The sequence below is a fragment of the Methyloceanibacter stevinii genome (genome assembly GCF_001723355.1).
GTDB classification, from domain to species: domain Bacteria; phylum Pseudomonadota; class Alphaproteobacteria; order Rhizobiales; family Methyloligellaceae; genus Methyloceanibacter; species Methyloceanibacter stevinii.
In genome coordinates, this window is record NZ_LPWE01000012.1 from 499492 (window position 1) to 516627 (window position 17136).

Here is a 17136-nt window from a genome sequence, read left to right on the forward strand (position 1 = left end):
GCGATTCGGAGATGCGGCAACTTCTCCGGGACGGTGATTAGGAGAAGAGGGGGACCGAATGGCGCGGGCTCGTCCTGCGCGAGGTGCGGGAATCTATTCCATCGCGGGGCCACGATGGCAGGACATCCGCTCGCTCGTTGACCAATACCTCCCATCGCCGGAGAGGTTGAGGCAGCTTGTCCCGGTTTTCCTCGTCGGTTTCGTGATCGTCGCCGCCCTCGGCTTCTATTATCAAATCAGCGCCGGAAAAGAGTCGGACCTGACCTCGGCCCGGCGGCAGCTGGCCCTAAACGCCGATGTCGCTTCTCTGAAGCTCAGCGCCGACGTCTTGGCATCCAGCGCGGACTGGCAAGGAGAGTTGGCGCGCAGCATGCCCCTCAGCGCCACGCGCGAGGGCCGCGTCGTGCTGCTGTCCGATGCCGAAGGCAGCATCCAGGCCCGCGTGCCCATCGGCAGCGACTACCAAGGAAATCTGCTGACCGTTCTCGGCCCCGGACAGCCCTGACCATCATGGGCGCCGATGCCGGCGTCATGCGCGTCACGCTGAACGACGGCACCGATGCTTTGGTGACCGTGCGCAACGTGCCGCGGACCGATGCGCAACTGACCCTCATTCAGCCTGTCGCCAGCGCGCTTGCAGGATGGCGCAGCAGCGCCGTGATCGAAATAGTGCTGCTCGTCTGTGGCGGACTGGTTCTCGCACTGTTCGCAGGTGCGTTCTGGTATCTGACCCCGTTTGGGAAGACGCGGGACTCCGACTCGCTCACGCGCGAACTGACCCAAGCCCTCCCCGGCTGCGGTGTCTGGCGCTGGAACCTGGCGCGCGGCCACGTGGAATGGTCCCCGCCGATGTATGCGCTCTTAGGCCTGGAGCCTTCGTCCGAGATTGTCTCCTACGGGATGCTCGCCGAACGGCTGCATCGAGAGGATGACCTGCGCGCCGAACTCGACCGTCTCATGCGCGAGGGGATCGACCTGTTCGACCAGTGCTTCCGGCTCCGCCATGCCGACGGCCACTGGGCAACGATCCGCCTGCGCGGCCACATCACCCGCGATACGGCAACCGGCGAGCCTTACCTCACGGGCATGGCCGTGCTTGCCGATCCGAACGCCGTCCCGGGCGCTGCCGATGCGAACGCGCGCCTGCGCGACGCCGTCGAGACCATCTCCGAGGCCTTTGTGCTGTGGGACAATCACAACAAGCTGGTGATGTGCAACACCAAGTACCAGCAGTTCCACGGCCTGGCCGACGACATCGTGCAGCCGGGCAGTTCCTACGACGAGGTCATCGCGTCGGCCTCAGAGCCCATCGTCTCCAAACGCTATGCCGTGGCGGGCAGAAACGACCGCCAGTCCCGCACCTACGAAGCCCAGCTGGAAGACGGCCGCTGGCTGCGCATCAATGAGCGCCGCACCCGCGATGGCGGCTATGTGAGCGTCGGCACGGACATCACCGACCTTAAGCAGAGCCAAACGAAGAATGCGGAGAGCGAGCAGCAGCTTCGCGCCTCCGTCGCCGAACTGCGCCTATCGCGCCGCGAACTCGAGCATCAGAAGCAGCAACTCGTCGACTTGGCCGAGAAATACGCATTGGAGAAAAACCGTGCGGAAGCGGCGAACCGGGCCAAGTCCGAATTCCTCGCCAATATCAGCCACGAACTGCGGACTCCGCTGAACGCGATCATCGGCTTCTCGGAAGTCATGCAGCAATCGCTGTTCGGTCCGCTCGGACACGAGAAGTATGGGGAGTATGCGCGCGACATCTATTCCAGCGGCGCCTACCTCCTCGAGGTCATCAACGACATTCTCGACATGTCGAAGATCGAGGCCGGCCGGATGACCCTCGACCTGGGCAATGTGGATGTCGCCGAGATCGTCCAAGACAGCATGAAGGTCGTGAGCCAGGCTGCGGCCGAACGCGACATCGCGCTCGAACGTCACGGGCCGGAGCGCTTCCCTATCCAGGCCGACCGCCGCTACCTGAAACAGGTCTTCCTCAACCTGCTGTCCAACGCCGTGAAGTTCTCGCGCGACGGCGGACGCGTCGACGTCAAGCTGACGCGCAGTAACGGCCAGCTGAGGATCGCCATCAAGGATACGGGGATCGGCATCGCCGAAGCCCACATCACGAAACTCGGCACGCCCTTCGAGCAGGTCGAGAACCAGTTCTCCAAGAGCCATCAAGGCAGCGGCCTGGGCCTCGCCATCTCCCGCGCGTTGGTGGAGCTCCATGGGGGCACGCTCGAGATCAAGAGTCGCGAAGGCTACGGCACGACGGTGACATGTTCTTTGCCGATCCGCACACCACGTCCGGCCGATGTTGAGGAACCGCTGGCGCAGAGCGCCTGAGCTGACCTCACGACACGAGCCGGTTGAACGCGCCTTGCACCCGCGCCAGCGTATCCTTCAGCGTCGCTTCCAACATCGAGAAATCCGGCATGTCGGCAGACCGCGCCAACAGATCCCGCAAAGCTTGCGGCGCATCGTGGGCGGTGAAGGTCTCATCAAGACAGAGCCGCAAGATCTGCGTAAGCGATTGATAGAGCCGCGCCGCCGGAATGAGCAGTTCCGCGTCCGCAGGCTCGAGAATCCCCGCGGCCGCAAGCTTGGACAAGGCTCCCTCGGCGTTCTGATCCAGCACGTCGGGCCGTTCGGCCGCGCTGACGAGCTGGAGGAACTGCGTGATGAACTCCAGATCCACGATGCCGCCCCGGACCTGCTTCAAATTCCAGATGTCCGTCGTCCCCTTCTCGGCGGCAATCTTCCGGCGCATCTCGTGCACCTCGCCGGCGACGGCTGCCCGGTCACGCGGTCTCGTCAATACGCCGCGGATCGTCGTCTCGATCGTCTCGCGCATTGAATCGGGCCCTGACACCACACGGGCACGGGTCAGCGCCAAATGCTCCCAGACCCACGCGGAGTGTTCTTGATAGTCGATGAAGCCCGACAGCTTGGTGGAGACGGGACCTTGGCTGCCGGACGGGCGCAAACGCATGTCGACTTCGTAGAGAGCCCCCTCCGCCGTCTGGGCCGAAAGCGCCGAGATCAGCCGCTGTGTGAACCGCGTGTAGTATTGAGGACCGGGAAGGCTTCGGGAGCCGTCGGACTTCGCATCGTCCCCCGCATAGTCGTAGACGGTGATGAGATCGAGATCTGACGCGGCGGTCATCTCCTGGCCGCCGAGCTTGCCCATCGCCAGCACCGCGATCATGCCGTCCGGCAAAAGGCCGTGCTGCGCGACGAGTTCCTCGCCGACGCGGTCCGACAGCGCCTGGATCAGCGTGTCCGCAAGCGCGGCATAGGCCTCGCCCGCGAGTTCCGCCGAGATCGTGCCGGAGATCACCCGAACGCCGATGAGAAAGCTTTGCTCGCGCCCCACGATCCGCGCGCGGTCGAGCGCGTCCTCGTAGTCTGTCGCGAGTGCCAACGTGCTGCCGACGACGTCCTTGAGCTGCGCCGTTGTAGGCACGTCGCCGAAGAACCCGGGGTCGAGCACCGCGTCCAAGAGCAGAGGACGGCGCGCGAGGATCTTTGCAAGCCGCGGCGCCGTCCCCATGATGTCGGCGACGAGACGCAACAGGCTCGGATTGGCGGCGAGAAGCGAAAACAGCTGCAACCCCGCCGGCATGTTGGCCATCACCTTGTCGAAGGTCGACAGGGCGAGATCGGGCTGAGCGGTACGGCTGAAGGCTTCCAGAAGGTTGGGGAGAAAGTCGGTGAGACGCTCGCGCGCCTTGGCGCTGCGCGTGGCCGGATAGCGGCCGGCCTGCCAGGCCTTGATCGCTTCGATGGCGGCGCCCGGATTCTCGAAACCGAGCTCCTGGAGCGCGGAGACGGATTCCGGTTCGGCCTCGTCCCCAACGAGAAGACCGGAAACGGACGATGGCGGCTGGGGAAGCTTCTCGAACAAGGCGCCATAATGCGTTTCGACACACGTGAACCGCGCGATCAGCGCATCGCCAAAGGCGTCCGTGTCGGCGAAACCGCACAGCCGCGCGAGCCGGTCGAGTTCTTGCGGTTCGGCGGGAATGATGTGCGTCTGCTGATCGCCCACCATCTGAATGCGGTTTTCGACCCGGCGCAGAAACAGATAGGCCTCCGACAGTTCCTGTGCCGCCACGGGATCGATCCATGCGCCTTCGGCAAGCCGGGCAAGCGTCTGCAATGTCCCGCGGTCCGCAGTTCCGGATGCGCCCGCCCGCGATCAACTGCTGTGTCTGGGTGAAGAACTCGATGTCCCGGATGCCGCCCCGCCCCAGCTTGATATCGTGGCCGCTTACGGCGATGGCCCCATGCCCTTTGAACGCATGCACGCGGCGCTTCATGGCGTGGATGTCGGCCACGGCGGCGAAGTCCAGATATTTCCGCCAAATGAACGGCGAGAGCTGCTCGAGAAAGTCCTGCCCGAGCGTCTCGTCTCCGGCAGCAATGCGCGCCTTGATCAGCGCCGCCCGCTCCCAATTCTGGCCGAAGCTCTCGTAGTAGGTTAGCCCTGCGTCGATCGAGAGCGCGATCTGCGTCGCGCCGGGATCTGGACGGAGCCGCAGGTCCGTCCGGTACACGTAGCCGTCCTTGGTCTGTTCCTGCAGCAGGCGCACCACGTCGCGCGTCAGCTTTACGAAGAAGGCTGAAGGCTCTGTTGTCTCGGTCAGATGCGACCGCTCGGGGTCGTAAAACACGATGAAGTCGACGTCGGAGGAATAGTTCAACTCCATGGCGCCGAGCTTGCCCATGGCGATCAGGAAATAGCCGTCGGTGTCGGCCGATGTCAGCTTTCCGGCCTCATGCGCCTTGCGGAACAGATAGCGGACGGCGGTCCGGACCGAGATGTCGGCGGCATCGCTCAAGCCGGTCAGGGTCTCGGCGGTCGTCCAAACGCCACCGAGATCGGCGAGCGCCGTCAGCAATGCGCTCCGCTTCTTGAAGCCGCGCAGCAGGGCCAAGGCTTCGGCTTCGGACGCAGCTTCCGCCATTCCGGCCTCGAGGTCCGCGCCGGCCCGGGACAGATGGGCATCCGGGTCCTCCGTCAGACACGCCGCAAGGAGGTCCGGGTTGCGTTCCGACAGCGCTGCAAGAAAAGGCGAACCCGAGAAGACGGCCGTGAGAAACGCAGCAACCTGCGGCGAGTCCAGAAACTCGACCGCGCGCGCAGCACTTGGGTCTTCGGCCAAGGCTTTTCGCACCGACGCAAGACGTCGCACCGCGCTCGGCATCGAAGACTTCCGGGCTTTCGCAAATCCGCTCGGCGAACGCCGTCACGTCGGCCTCAGTTCTCCTCCTGGCGACGGTCTATCAGCCGTCTTCGCTCCCTGCGCGCCGTTCTCCAGCGGAAGGCTGAGAATAACGCGGAGGCCGGGTTCGTTGTCCTCGAGCCTCAGGGTCCCACCATGCAGTCTCGCCACCGCCGCGACAAGGCTCAATCCAAGACCGCTGCCGGGCTCCGAGCGGCTGGCTTCGAGACGCACGAAACGGCTCAACACGCGTTCCCGTTCGGACTCCGGACGCCCCGGCCCGCGGTCGCACACGGCGATTTCCGCGAGCCCGTCATGGGCCGACGTGCGGACGACGACTTCCGAGGCGTGACCATTGGCTTGAGACGGAGGAACGAGGCCGTATTTCAACGCATTGTCGATGAGATTGGCGATGGCCTGCCCCAATAGCTGCCGGTTTCCGCGCACGGGGACGTTGCCCGCAAGATCCACCTTGAGGGCGATGCCCCGCTCCTCCGCGACGGGCTCGTACAGCTCGGCCGCGTCGCCCACAACGGCGGACAGATCGAGGCTGTCGCGATCGTCGCCCCCCCGCGCCGCTTCGAGCCGCGCGATGGAGAGCAGCGCGTTGAACGTCTTCATAAGGCCGTCGGCTTCTTCGATCGTTCGTTCCAAGGCCGCACGATAGGTAGTCTCGTCGGGCGGCTCACGCAGCGCTTCTTCCACGCGGTTGCGCAGCCGGTTGAGAGGCGTCTTCAGATCGTGCGCGATATTGTCGGAAACTTCACGCATGCCGGCCATGAGCTGCTCGATACGTCCGAGCATCGAGTTGAGGCTCTGTGCCAAGCGATCCAGCTCGTCGCCCGATCCACTCACGGGCAACCGCCGGGAGAGATCGCCCGCCATGATCGTGCGGGTGGTGGCGGAGAGATTGTCGACCCGCGCCAGCAAACGCCGGCTGACCCAGTAGCCGCCGCCAATGCCCACCACCGCCATGACGCCGAGCCCCCACAACATCGTCGAGCGGATCAGCCGCGACAGCTCCCGCCGGTCCTCGATGTCACGGCCCACGATCAGCCGATCGCCGCCAGGAAGCCGGAAGACATTGGCAAAAGCGAGCCGCTGTTCCATGCCGCCTGGCGCGGGCCGGCTGTAGAAGAACTCGACCGGCCCCACGCTATCCCAAAGCTGCGGCGAGACGGCACTGAGATTGCCGGCGAGCTGCTTCTCGTTCCGGTCGGCGACAAGATAGAGGCTATTGCCCGGCGTGCGGCTGCGCTGCGCGACGATCCTGACAAGCTGATCGCGCCCGCCTGCCCGGTACTGCTCCGCAAGTCCCTTGAGCTCAGCATCGATTGTCTGGTTGAGCTGACGCGACAGCAGAACCGTCGTGTTCCAGTAGAGGTAGACGATGGCGATGATGGCGGCCGCACTGAACAGCGCGAAATAGGTCAGCGACAGGCGGAATGTCGTCGTGCGGAAGAGTTTAGTGAGCGCTGTCACGGATCGTGTAACCGGCGCCGCGAACCGTATGAAGGAGCGGCTGTTCGAAGTTCTTATCGATCTTCGACCGGAGCCTTGAGATGTGAACGTCGATGACATTGGTCTGTGGGTCGAAATGATAGTCCCACACGTTCTCGAGCAGCATGGTGCGTGTGACCACCTGCCCCGCGTGCTTCATCAAATATTCGAGCAGACGAAACTCCCGCGGCTGCAGCAGAATTCGCCTCGCCGCGCGGGTCACCTTGTGGGATAGACGGTCCAGAACGAGATCGCCGACGGAAAGCCGCGTCGCCCCCTCTTCCGGAGAAGTGCGCCGTGCCAGTACCTCAATGCGGGCCAGGAGCTCGCTGAAGGCATAGGGCTTGGTGAGATAGTCGTCGCCGCCGGCCCGCAATCCTTTGACCCGGTCGTCGACCTCTCCCAGCGCCGACAGGATCAGAGCCGGCGTATGGATCTCGTCCGTCCGCAACGCCCTGATGACATCGAGGCCGTCCAGTTTCGGCAGCATGCGATCGACGATGAGCACGTCATAAGCATTGGCTTTGGCGAACTCGAGGCCGGCCTCGCCATCGGCGGCGTGCTCGGCCATATGTCCCGACTCTTTGAGCGCCCGCTTGAGAAACGCCGCCGTTTCTTGGTCGTCCTCGATAACCAGGACCCGCATATCGCCTCAGCTCGTTGTTCACCGCGGAAAGACTTAAGAGAGAATACTCAAAAAAAGGCGGGCGGCGCAGTTTGGGGGGGAAAACCGCACCGCCCTCCGACAGAAGAAGGAGACGTTATCCCTTCTTCTGGGTAAGCGCGACAAAGCGGGACTGGTCGCCGGTCTTGACCTGCATCAGGACCTTGACCTTGTCCTTGTCTCCTTTGGCGGACTCGGTCGCCTTGGCGAGGCCTTTCGCGACATCGCCCGGCGTCGAGACGTCCACGCCTGCGACCTGAAGAATGATGTCGCCCGGCTTCAAGCCCTTGTCGGCGGCATCGCTATCGGAGTCGACCTCCGTAATCACGACACCCTCCTTGCCCGCACCCGGAATGGTGGCTGCCGGTGCGAGCGACAGGCCGAGCTTCTCCATCTGCTCGCTCTGATCGGCGGGCTCTTCCTTCTGGAGCGAGGCCAGCTTCTTGGCGCTCGGGAACGAGCCGAGCGTCATGTCGACTTCACGCTTGTCGCCGTAGCGGACAATCGCGAGTTTCACGCTGGAGTCGGGTTCGAGATCAGCGATCTTGCGGGCAAGGTCGCGCGAGTCCTTCACCTCGCTGCCATTCACTTCGATGATGACGTCGCCGGCCTTGATGTCCTCCTTGGACGCAGGACCGTCCTCGGTCACCTTGGTGATCATGGCGCCCTTCGGCTCGGTCAGTCCGACCGAGTCCGCAATGTCGTCGTTCACGTTCTGAATAACGACACCGAGCCAGCCGCGATCGACGCTGCCGTCGTCCTGCAGATCTTGGACCACCTGCTTCACGAGAGCGGCCGGAACGGCAAACGCAATACCAACATTGCCGCCGGACGGCGAGAAGATCGCCGTGTTCACACCGATCACATTGCCATCGAGGTCGAAGCTCGGGCCTCCGGAATTGCCGCGGTTCACGGCGGCATCGATCTGGAGGTAATCATACGGTCCCGAACCGATGTCGCGGTTGTGCGCCGAGATAATGCCGGCCGTCACAGTGCCGCCAAGGCCAAACGGATTGCCGACCGCAAGCACCCAATCGCCAACGCGCGGATCCTTCTCGGACAGATTGACGTAAGGGAACTTCTTGTCCGTATCCTCCGTCACCTTGACGAGTGCAAGGTCCGTGCGCGGATCGGTTCCGATCAGCTTCGCTTCGAACTTTTCGCCGTCTTCCATCGTGACGGTGATGTCGTCGGCGTCTTCAACAACGTGATTGTTGGTGACGATGAAACCGTCGTCGGAAATGAAGAAGCCGGAACCCTGAGCAAGGCTCGGGCTATGCTTGGACGGCGGCTTCGGCATGCCCTTGCGGAACTGATTGAAGAAGTCATGCAAGGGATTGTCTTCCGGCACGTCCGGAAGGCCGGGAATGGGAGAATCGTCGTTCTCCGCAGTGGTGATCTCGCCCTTCACGTTGATGCTGACAACGGCGGGCTTCACCTTCTGCACGAGATCGGCAAAGGAGAGCGGCGCTCGGCCATAGGGCGTCTCGATCGTCTGCTGCGTCTGGGCGGTTTCTGCAACCGCCACCGGCACACTCGGGTTGAACGAAAGGCCGATCGCCCCTGCGGCGACCAGCGCGGTTGCGGCGAGGAGCACAGGCCTCCGAGCGAGTTTCCGCGGCCGCTTGCTCTCGTTCGCTGCTGGGTTCGTATCAGGTGTCATTCGTTTCCCCTCTCCTGGGACGGCAAAAGTGTTCGGGCGATGCTCGGACAGGCCGAAGCGATCATGTGAGAGTCGGAATATAGGGAGCCGCCAATTACGCAGCGGTTTCGACGGCATTAATTTTCCGTAAGGTACGGGCCTGCCGACAGGCCTTGAAAACCAAGGCGGTTACGTCTTATCGGCCGCTTTCGGTGCGTCCGCATCCAGGAGCCGGTCCAACTGCTCCCGCTCGCTCTTGGTCAGGTCCGGCGGCGGCGCTGAAGTGGTGGCCCGGCGGATGTAGCCGTAGAGGATGCCGACGATGGCGAGGAGCAGCACAAACGGCGTCGCCAGCCACAACAGCCAGGTGTGGGGCGTGAACCGGGGTTTCAGCAGCACGAACTCGCCGTAACGCGACACCACGAAGGCGATGATCTCGTCATCGCTGTCTCCCGCCTTGAGCCGTTCGCGCACAAGCACACGCAGATCCTTGGCCAAGGGCGCATCGGAATCGTCGATCGACTGATTCTGGCAGACGAGGCAGCGCAAGCCTGCCGACAGCGCCCGCGCCCGCGCTTCCAGCGCCGGATCGTCCAGGACCTCGTCCGGCTGCACCGCATGGAGGCTCGGCACGCCCAGAGCGAAAACGGCGAAGAACGCGGCGAGCAGAGAGGCACGGAAGCGCATCGTCACTTGCCCGCCGCCACGGCCGGCCCTGTCTTCGTCTTGGCCCGTTTGGGAGCCCCGACGCGCAAGCGGCGGTCAGACAGCGAGACGCCACCGCCGAAGAACATCAACAAGGAGCCGAGCCAGATCAGCCGAACCATCGGATTGAAATAGACGCGCACGCTGAAGGCGCCGTCCTTGAGCGGATCGCCGAGCACCAGGTAGAGATCGCCACGCCAGCTATTGTGGATACCGGCTTCCGTCGTCGCGCTCTTCTCGACCGCGTAGGCCCGCTTGGAGGGGATCAGCGTCGTGACGGGCTCCCCGCCCCGCGTCACCTGAAACACGCCGACGAGTTCCGAATAGTTCGGCCCCTGCCGTTCCTTGACGCCCTCAAAGGCGAGCGAATAGCCGGCGATCTCGACGGTGTCACCGGGCGCCAGCGCCTCGATGCGCTCGCTGCGCCACGCCGTCGTCGCGACGAGCCCGAGCACCATCACGCCGAGCCCCGCATGAGCGAGCGCCGTGCCATAGGCAGCGCGCGGCAGGTTGCGCATGCGCCGCCAGCTTTCGGACCAGCGCGCCTCGAAAAGCTTCGACCGCGTGGCGATTTCGGTCGCGGCGCCGACGATCAGCCAAAGGCCAAGGCCGATCCCGAGCGGGGCCAGCCACGGCCCGCTTTGGTGCATGGCAAGCACGATGATGATCGCGGCAACGCTGACGACGGCCGCGACCATGAGCCGTTGCGCGGCGGCCAGTAGATCGCCGCGTTTCCAGGCAAGCAGCGGCCCGAAGGGCACGGCGATGAGGAGCGGCACGATCAGCGGCACGAAGGTCAAGTTGAAGAACGGCGCGCCGACGGAAATCTTCTCGCCGGTGACCGATTCCAACGCGAGCGGATAGAGCGTGCCGACGAACACGGCCGCGCAGGCCACGGTCAGCAGAAGGTTGTTGAGGACGAGCGCGCCTTCGCGGCTGATCGGCGCGAACAATCCGCCTTGCGACAGAAGCGGCGCGCGCCAGGCGAACAGCGCGAACGACCCGCCGATGAAGATCGCCATGATGCCGAGAATGAAAACGCCGCGCGCGGGGTCCACCGCGAAGGCGTGGACGGACGTCAGCACGCCCGAGCGCACCAGGAACGTCCCCATGAGGCTCAAGGAAAAGGTGATGATGGCCAGCAGGACCGTCCAGACCTTCAGCGCGTCACGCTTCTCCATCACCAGAGCGGAGTGCAGCAGCGCGGTGCCGGCAAGCCACGGCATGAAGGAGGCGTTTTCGACCGGGTCCCAGAACCAGAACCCGCCCCAGCCGAGTTCGTAATACGCCCACCACGAACCCATCGCGATCCCGAGCGTCAGACACATCCAGGCTGCGAGGGTCCACGGCCGCACCCAGCGCGCCCAGGCCGCATCGATACGGCCGTCGATGAGCGCGGCGACCGCAAACGAGAACGCCATCGAGAACCCGACATAGCCCGCGTAGAGGAACGGCGGATGGAAGGCGAGCGCGGGATCCTGCAGTACAGGGTTCAACCCGTTGCCGTCGAACGGCGCGGGATCGACCCGCAAGAAGGGATTCGACGTCGTGACGATGAAGAGCAGGAAGGCCACGGCGATCGAGCCCTGCACCGCGAGCACGTTCGCCTGCAACCGGCGGGGAAGATTCGAGCCGAAGGTGGCGACCGCGGCACCGAACAGGGCCAGGATCAGGACCCACAAGACCATCGAGCCTTCGTGGTTCCCCCACACGCCCGAGATCTTGTAGAGCATCGGTTTCGCCGAATGCGAATTCTGCCAAACGTTCAGAACCGAGAAGTCCGACGTGACATACGCGACCGTCAGGGCCGCGAAGGCGATGCAGACGAGCAGAAACTGGATCTGTGCTGCGGGAACGGAGACCGCGGCTAAGCGCGGATCGTTGACGCGCGTGCCGATAATCGGCAGCACCATCTGAACGATGGCGACGCCGAGCGCGAGGATAAGGGCGTAATGTCCGGTCTCCGCGATCATTGCGTCGTGACCTTTCCGCCGGCGGCGCCGGCATCGCCCTCCCGCCAGACACCTTGTTCCTTCAGCTTCGCGGCGACCTCGGGCGGCATGTAGTTCTCGTCATGCTTAGCGAGCACGTTGTCGGCCTTGAAGGTTCCATCCGGCTGAACCCAGCCTTCGGTCACGACACCCTGGCCTTCGCGAAACAGGTCCGGCAGCACGCCGGTATAGGTCACGGGCATAACCTTGGCGCCGTCCGTCACGGAGAAATGGACCGTCGTGCCCTGGTCCCGTTGCACGCTCCCGGTCTCCACGAGTCCGCCGAGCCGGATGCGCTGACCCGGTGCGATCTCCATCTTTGCGATGTCGCTCGGGCTGTAGAAGAACACGATCGAGTCCCGCATGGCGTACAGCACAAGCCCCACGGCCACACCCAAGACCACAAGGCATGTTCCGATCAAAACACCTCTGCGCTGTTTCCGCGTCATGACGTCAATCCTAAATCCGCTGCGAGCGTGTCGAGTTTCTCGATCGCTTGCTCATTGCCCGCGAACTGTTTCTTGGCCCGGGCCAAGGCTTCCTTCGCGTCATCGCTTCGCCCGAGGACCGTATACGCCCGCACCAGGCGGAGCCAGCCGGGCAAATCGTCTCCGTTCTCCTCGAGCCGCGCCGCCAGCCGCGTGACCATCTGATCGACCATGGCCTGGCGCTCGTCCGGGCTCATGCTCTGCGCGGCGGCGATATCGGCCGCCGACGGTCCCGGCTGTGGCGCAGGCTTGGCCTCGGCGACGGGCGCCTCACCGGAGAGCTTGGCTTGGGCGCTGGCGATCCGTCCCTCGATCATGGAGGTCCAGCGCGCATCGTCTTTTCTGACCTCGATCAGCCCCTGCCAATCGGCCAGCGCGCCTTCGAAGTTGCCCTCCTGCTCCTTCGCGATCGCAAGGAGAATGCGCGGTTCGACCAGTGTTCCATCGCGCTTCAAGGCCCTCGCCAAGCGCAATGCGCGCCGGTCGGTTACGAGCCCCTTCTGCTCGAGGACGAGCGCTTGCCCAAGACCGGACAGACGCTTTGCAGACGGTCCCAAGAGCCGGATTGCCTGACGATAGGCCTCCGCCGCATCCGCGTAGCGCTGGCCACCGAGATAGATCGGCGCGATCGCATCCCACCCCGCACCCTCCTCCGGATGCGCGCGCAGGCGCGCTTCGACGCGTGCGACGAGAACGCCGACGTCCTTTTCCTTGGCGGGATCGGTGAGCCGCGCGGTCAAAGGCTGGTCCGGCAGGCGCGGTGAACCGTAGAAGAGATAGGCGCCCAGCACCGCCAGCGGCAGGCAGGCGGCGACTACGACAAGGGCGGCGCGCGGCAAGGCATTGCGCGATTGCGCTTCGGCCCCAGCCGCAGCTTTTTCGTCGGCGGCGAGCAGGCGGCGGGCGACTTCCAGCCGCGCGGCCTCGGCTTCGGCTTCGCCGATCAGTCCGCGCGCGCGATCCGCCTCGATCTCATCGAGCTGATCCCGATAGACCGCGGCATCGAACGCGTCGCGCTCGTCCACGTCCTCGCGGCCGCCGACAAGCGGGTACAGCAAGAAGGACAAGACGACGGCGGTGAGAGCCGCCAGGATGACCCAAAGCAGCACGAACAGGTCCCTAACCTTCAGAATTCAAACGGTCGCTAGGCATAGGACAAGGGTGCTTGCCAGAGCAAGGCGAAGGCGCTGCAGAAAGATGAAATCGCGGCAATGTTTCGCCGGCAGGCCTAGCCCACCTGGTTCCAGCGCCCGTCGGGCTGCCGGCAGGCCGTCCCGTTGGTCGTCTGAGGCGCACCGTTGATGAACATGGTGTGGGTGAACGGCCGGCAGAAGGAACTGCCCTTCTTGTAGGGCGTACCGGGCACGATCTGCCCGTTGTGCTGGTTGGCCGGGTTGCTCCACGACGTCGCTTGACCGGCTTGACCGAATTCCAACGCCTTTTGCTGCGCTTCCGCGGCGAGCTGCTGGTCCTGCTGATCGAGCCCCGGACCGGAATTACCCGTCATCGAGCCCCAAAGGGCGTCGGTGCCAAGATTTCCTCCGGTTCCGCAGGCAGCAAGCCCAAGCGGCAACAAGGCTATTGCAAGAATGGATCTCATCGGTCCTTCCCCAGCTCAGAAGGACCTGACCGTCCCCCTGCGAGAGGCTGATACATAAGTGTAACCTCTCATCGGAGTGTTAAGAATAGAAAATCGGGCCAAATTAGGTTGGCCGTCCCCCGGACAAAAAACTTAAGCCGCTGGAAGAGTTAGCCTCGCGCTGAGCCCGCCGTCGCGTGCATCCTCCAGCGTGAAATGCCCTTTGTAGAGATGGGCCAGATCCGCGACAATGGACAGGCCGAGACCCGACCCCGGCTTGCTCTCGTCGAGGCGCTGGCCCCGTTGTACGGCCTTCTCACGCTCGGCCCGCGTGAGACCGGGGCCGTCGTCGTCGACCATGACGGAAAGTGTGTCCTCGCTCAAACGCCTTGCCGTGACGGTCACCGAGCGCTTGGCCCATTTGCAGGCATTGTCGATGAGATTGCCGGCCATTTCCTCGAAATCCTGCTTCTCGCCCTGAAATTTGAGCCCGGGATCGATTGAGACCGTCAGAGAAATCCCCTTCTCGCCGTAGATACGGTCCAGCGCCCGTTTCAGGGCCATCAGCGTGGGCTCGACCTCCGTCACGCCGCCGACGACCCCGGAACGGGCGGCCACCCGCGCCCGGTCGAGATGGTGCGTGATCTGGGTCCGCATGAGTTCGGCCTGCTCGATGACCTTCCCGGAGAGCGCCCCGTCATGAGCACGGGCTTCGTTGCTGATGACGCTGAGCGGCGTCTTCAACGCATGAGCCAGATTGCCTACATGGGTTCTGGCCCGCTCCACCACGTCACGATTGGACTGAATGAGGGCGTTGAGTTCGGTCTGCAGGGGCTTGATCTCGTCGGGAAGTTCCCCCTCCAGCTTCTCCGCGTCGCCCGAGCGGATGGCCGCCAGGTCGTGGCGGATCGCACGCAGCGGCAGAAGCCCGAACCGGACCTGGAAGAACGTCGCGACGGTGAGGCCCACGCCGAGAATGACCAGCGCCAGCACCAGCATCGTCGTGAATTGGGCGAGATCGTCGTCGATCTCCGCCGCATTGCCGCCGACGGCATAGGAATAGGCTGTGTCACCGTCGTGGCCCGGCCTGATCTCCCGCTCCTCGATGCGCAGGTTCTCGTCGTCCGGACCGGTCACATAGCTGCGCCGGGTCAGCGTCTCGTCGGCAGGGACGTCGTCCTTGCTCGGGAGATCCAGTTCTTGATCGAGGAGCGAGCCGGACACGAACAGCGGACGTTCTTGTCCACCGTCCAAAGCCCTGATCTGCCAGTACCAACCCGAGAACGGGATATCGAAGATCGGGGCGCCCAGACTTTCGGGCGATTCCGGCGTGTCGCCGCCTTCGGCCGTGCTCGCCGCGATCAGGCTCGTCATGTAGACGTTGAGCCGCGCGTCGAAATTGCGCTCGATGCTCTGGCGGTAAAGGGAGGTCAGCAATATCGCGGCGATCGGAATCACCACGAGCACCCATGCCGCGGCAGAGACGAACAGTCGAAAGGCGAGTGATTTCGGCCCCATCGGGCTAGGCCCCGTCGGGATTGTCCGTGAGACGGTAGCCGAGGCGCGCACGGTCTTGATCAGATCCACGGGCAGCTTCTTGCGCAAGCGTCCGATGAAAACTTCGACGGTGTTCGAATCCCGGTCGAAGTCCTGCTCATACAAGTGCTCGACCAATTCGGTACGGGACACGACCCGGTCGCGCTGCATCATGAGATAGTGCAGTACGCGATATTCGTGCGAGGTGAGCTTGATAGCTTGCCCATCGACCGTGACACGCGCCGCTTTCGTATCGAGAACGAGCGGTCCGCAGGTGAGGTCGTTGCTGGCGTGCCCCGCCGAGCGGCGCAAGAGAGCCCGCAAGCGCGCGAGCACCTCCTCCATGTGGAAGGGTTTGGCGACGTAGTCGTCGGCGCCGGCATCCATGCCTGCGACCTTGTCGCTCCAGCGTTCGCGGGCGGTCAGGATCAGCACCGGCATCTTCCGGTCGTCGCGCCGCCATTCTTCGAGCACGGAGAGCCCGTCCTTCTTCGGCAGGCCAATGTCCAGGACGACGGCGTCGTATGGCTCCGTGTCACCGAGGAAATGACCTTCCTCGCCATCGAATGCGGTATCGACCGCGTAGCCTGCCTCGCCGAGTGCGGTGGCAAGCTGCCGGTTCAGATCTGGATCGTCCTCGACGACGAGAAGCCTCAAAGAACTGCCCTCCCTTGGCGTCTTCGTTGCAGCAATGTCAGTAACGTGTGCATCCGAGTCGTGGCGATTCTTGGAACGGCTGCATCCCTGCCCTCTCGACGAAAGCGCTACTGCCCCGTCTTGGCATTCACCGTGACGTTCTTGACGTCACCCTTGTTGCTGAGGACGGTGGCCCGATAGACAAAACTGTTGCCGTTTTGGCAAAGCACGATCTTGATCACCTTGCCGCCGCCCTTGGACTGGGCCTTGTTCACCGCGGCTTTGCCCGGGATCAGACCGTTCTTCGAAATCAGCCCGCCGGCCGAGCCCAACGGCATGCATCCCGCATAGGCCGGCGCCACTGCCGCCACGCTGGCGAACGCGGCAATGCCAATGGCCGCGACCATTTTGAACCCATGACAGGTCATGTCAGCCCCACAGTTCTCATCATGGACGCCACCCTATGGCAGCGCCCATGAACGGCGCCTGAACGCTGCCTAGGCCGGCCCGCGGGTTTCGCGATCGTCCGGGTGCTGCGCGCTCTTCGCGGTAGCATCGTCCACCTTGGCACCGAGCGCCGCAAGCCCCAAGCCGCCCAGAATCACCGGAATCTCGCTGAGAAGCTGGGCCAAGGTCAGATCTCCGACGGCCCAGAGCCCTACGGCCGAGAGAGCAGCCGTGATCCCCAGAATCTGCGTGCGGTGGCCTTTGGCGAAACCGCCCATCAGCAGCCAAGCGAAAGTGGTCATGTGTCGTCTCCTTTTGTCAGTGGGTGGCGTTTGGATTTGTTGAAGCCGGGCTGCGCGAACGCGCGGACCGATCGGACCAGTGCCGCTACGGGACCTGCGATCAGAAGGGGCGCGATGGAGCGGGACGAAGAGCGGACTTGGAGGGGCGCTGGTCCAGCTTGGCTTCGATGCGCTGAAGGATGCGACGTACCTCGCGCATCTCGGCTTCGAGACTGATGACCCGGTCGCCGGCATCGATGGACCGGACGGCCTTTGTCTCCAGCTCGGAGACGCGGCTCGTCAGCGCCCCGACCCACATGAAGAGCCCGGCCGACTGGAGCACGATGGACAGGATGAGCGCCACGGGAACGCGCCGGTCCAGCGTCCAATGAGCGTTGCTGCTGTCTCCTACGGTCATCTCCGTCACCGTGCCTCT

15 protein-coding genes and 1 pseudogene are annotated in these 17136 nt (G+C 64.1%); 2 read left to right on the forward strand and 14 right to left on the reverse strand.

The features are described 5' to 3' along the window. The first annotated feature begins 166 nt into the window (after positions 1–166). Together AUC70_RS12030 and AUC70_RS12035 are read left to right on the forward strand one after the other, a co-directional pair. The gene (locus AUC70_RS12030) at positions 167–505 is read left to right on the forward strand and encodes a hypothetical protein (RefSeq protein WP_069445053.1); all 339 of its coding nucleotides are present in this window, start codon (positions 167–169) and stop codon (positions 503–505) included. 5 nt (positions 506–510) lie between these two features. Continuing rightward, the gene (locus AUC70_RS12035) at positions 511–2349 is read left to right on the forward strand and encodes a PAS domain-containing sensor histidine kinase (RefSeq protein WP_069445054.1); all 1839 of its coding nucleotides are present in this window, start codon (positions 511–513) and stop codon (positions 2347–2349) included. Between the two features lie 7 nt (positions 2350–2356). On the opposite strand, the gene AUC70_RS16830 is transcribed toward AUC70_RS12035, so the two are convergent. From AUC70_RS16830 to AUC70_RS12100, 14 genes and pseudogenes are all read right to left on the reverse strand, one after another. Then, positions 2357–4165: a bifunctional [glutamine synthetase] adenylyltransferase/[glutamine synthetase]-adenylyl-L-tyrosine phosphorylase gene (locus tag AUC70_RS16830; RefSeq protein WP_141702100.1), complete on the reverse strand. Its 1809-nt coding sequence runs from the start codon at positions 4163–4165 to the stop codon at positions 2357–2359. Between the two features lie 79 nt (positions 4166–4244). Further along, a pseudogene (locus AUC70_RS16835) lies at positions 4245–5213 on the reverse strand (bifunctional [glutamine synthetase] adenylyltransferase/[glutamine synthetase]-adenylyl-L-tyrosine phosphorylase); the annotation flags it as partial. Positions 5214–5255: 42 nt separating this feature from the next. Continuing rightward, positions 5256–6713, reverse strand: coding sequence for a sensor histidine kinase (locus AUC70_RS12045; protein WP_069445055.1), 1458 nt, complete (start codon positions 6711–6713; stop codon positions 5256–5258). Then, on the reverse strand, positions 6697–7377 hold the full coding sequence (locus AUC70_RS12050; RefSeq protein ID WP_069445056.1) for a response regulator transcription factor: 681 nt from the start codon (positions 7375–7377) through the stop codon (positions 6697–6699). The genes AUC70_RS12045 and AUC70_RS12050 overlap by 17 nt, the downstream gene beginning before the upstream one ends. Positions 7378–7492: 115 nt before the next feature. Beyond that, entirely contained in the window at positions 7493–9058 is a 1566-nt protein-coding gene (locus AUC70_RS12055) for a Do family serine endopeptidase (protein ID WP_069445057.1), read from the reverse strand. A 168-nt stretch (positions 9059–9226) separates the two neighbouring features. Then, the gene (locus AUC70_RS12060; protein WP_069445058.1) at positions 9227–9724 is read right to left on the reverse strand and encodes a cytochrome c-type biogenesis protein; all 498 of its coding nucleotides are present in this window, start codon (positions 9722–9724) and stop codon (positions 9227–9229) included. A 2-nt stretch (positions 9725–9726) separates the two neighbouring features. Then, on the reverse strand, positions 9727–11715 hold the full coding sequence (locus tag AUC70_RS12065; protein ID WP_069445059.1) for a heme lyase CcmF/NrfE family subunit: 1989 nt from the start codon (positions 11713–11715) through the stop codon (positions 9727–9729). Next, positions 11712–12182: a cytochrome c maturation protein CcmE gene (ccmE, locus tag AUC70_RS12070; protein WP_069445060.1), complete on the reverse strand. Its 471-nt coding sequence runs from the start codon at positions 12180–12182 to the stop codon at positions 11712–11714. The genes AUC70_RS12065 and ccmE overlap by 4 nt, the downstream gene beginning before the upstream one ends. Next, positions 12179–13330, reverse strand: a complete 1152-nt coding sequence (gene ccmI / locus AUC70_RS12075) for a c-type cytochrome biogenesis protein CcmI (RefSeq protein WP_069445061.1) — start codon at positions 13328–13330, stop codon at positions 12179–12181. Before ccmI ends, ccmE begins: the two co-directional genes overlap by 4 nt. 119 nt (positions 13331–13449) lie before the next feature. Next, positions 13450–13821 carry a hypothetical protein gene (locus tag AUC70_RS12080; protein ID WP_141702102.1) on the reverse strand — a complete coding sequence of 124 codons (372 nt, stop codon included), beginning with the start codon at positions 13819–13821 and terminating at the stop codon, positions 13450–13452. A gap of 132 nt (positions 13822–13953) precedes the next feature. After that, positions 13954–15993 carry a response regulator gene (locus tag AUC70_RS12085; RefSeq protein WP_083241508.1) on the reverse strand — a complete coding sequence of 680 codons (2040 nt, stop codon included), beginning with the start codon at positions 15991–15993 and terminating at the stop codon, positions 13954–13956. Between the two features lie 107 nt (positions 15994–16100). Continuing rightward, entirely contained in the window at positions 16101–16379 is a 279-nt protein-coding gene (locus AUC70_RS12090) for a PepSY domain-containing protein (RefSeq protein ID WP_069445063.1), read from the reverse strand. Between the two features lie 90 nt (positions 16380–16469). Then, entirely contained in the window at positions 16470–16721 is a 252-nt protein-coding gene (locus AUC70_RS12095) for a hypothetical protein (RefSeq protein ID WP_069445064.1), read from the reverse strand. A gap of 100 nt (positions 16722–16821) precedes the next feature. Next, complete coding sequence (locus AUC70_RS12100; RefSeq protein WP_069445065.1) at positions 16822–17127, reverse strand: hypothetical protein; 306 nt, start codon at positions 17125–17127, stop codon at positions 16822–16824. Between the last annotated feature and the right edge of the window lie 9 nt (positions 17128–17136).

What these genes read in the sequence shown, in the direction of transcription:
- AUC70_RS12035 (WP_069445054.1), top strand. Translation starts at nt 511, where the DNA reads ATGGGCGCCGATGCCGGCGTCATGCGCGTCACGCTGAACGACGGCACC.
- AUC70_RS12050 (WP_069445056.1), bottom strand. Translation starts at nt 7,377, where the DNA reads ATGCGGGTCCTGGTTATCGAGGACGACCAAGAAACGGCGGCGTTTCTC.
- AUC70_RS12055 (WP_069445057.1), bottom strand. Translation starts at nt 9,058, where the DNA reads ATGACACCTGATACGAACCCAGCAGCGAACGAGAGCAAGCGGCCGCGG.
- AUC70_RS12060 (WP_069445058.1), bottom strand. Translation starts at nt 9,724, where the DNA reads ATGCGCTTCCGTGCCTCTCTGCTCGCCGCGTTCTTCGCCGTTTTCGCT.
- AUC70_RS12065 (WP_069445059.1), bottom strand. Translation starts at nt 11,715, where the DNA reads ATGATCGCGGAGACCGGACATTACGCCCTTATCCTCGCGCTCGGCGTC.
- ccmE (WP_069445060.1), bottom strand. Translation starts at nt 12,182, where the DNA reads ATGACGCGGAAACAGCGCAGAGGTGTTTTGATCGGAACATGCCTTGTG.
- AUC70_RS12080 (WP_141702102.1), bottom strand. Translation starts at nt 13,821, where the DNA reads ATGAGATCCATTCTTGCAATAGCCTTGTTGCCGCTTGGGCTTGCTGCC.
- AUC70_RS12090 (WP_069445063.1), bottom strand. Translation starts at nt 16,379, where the DNA reads ATGGTCGCGGCCATTGGCATTGCCGCGTTCGCCAGCGTGGCGGCAGTG.
- AUC70_RS12095 (WP_069445064.1), bottom strand. Translation starts at nt 16,721, where the DNA reads ATGACCACTTTCGCTTGGCTGCTGATGGGCGGTTTCGCCAAAGGCCAC.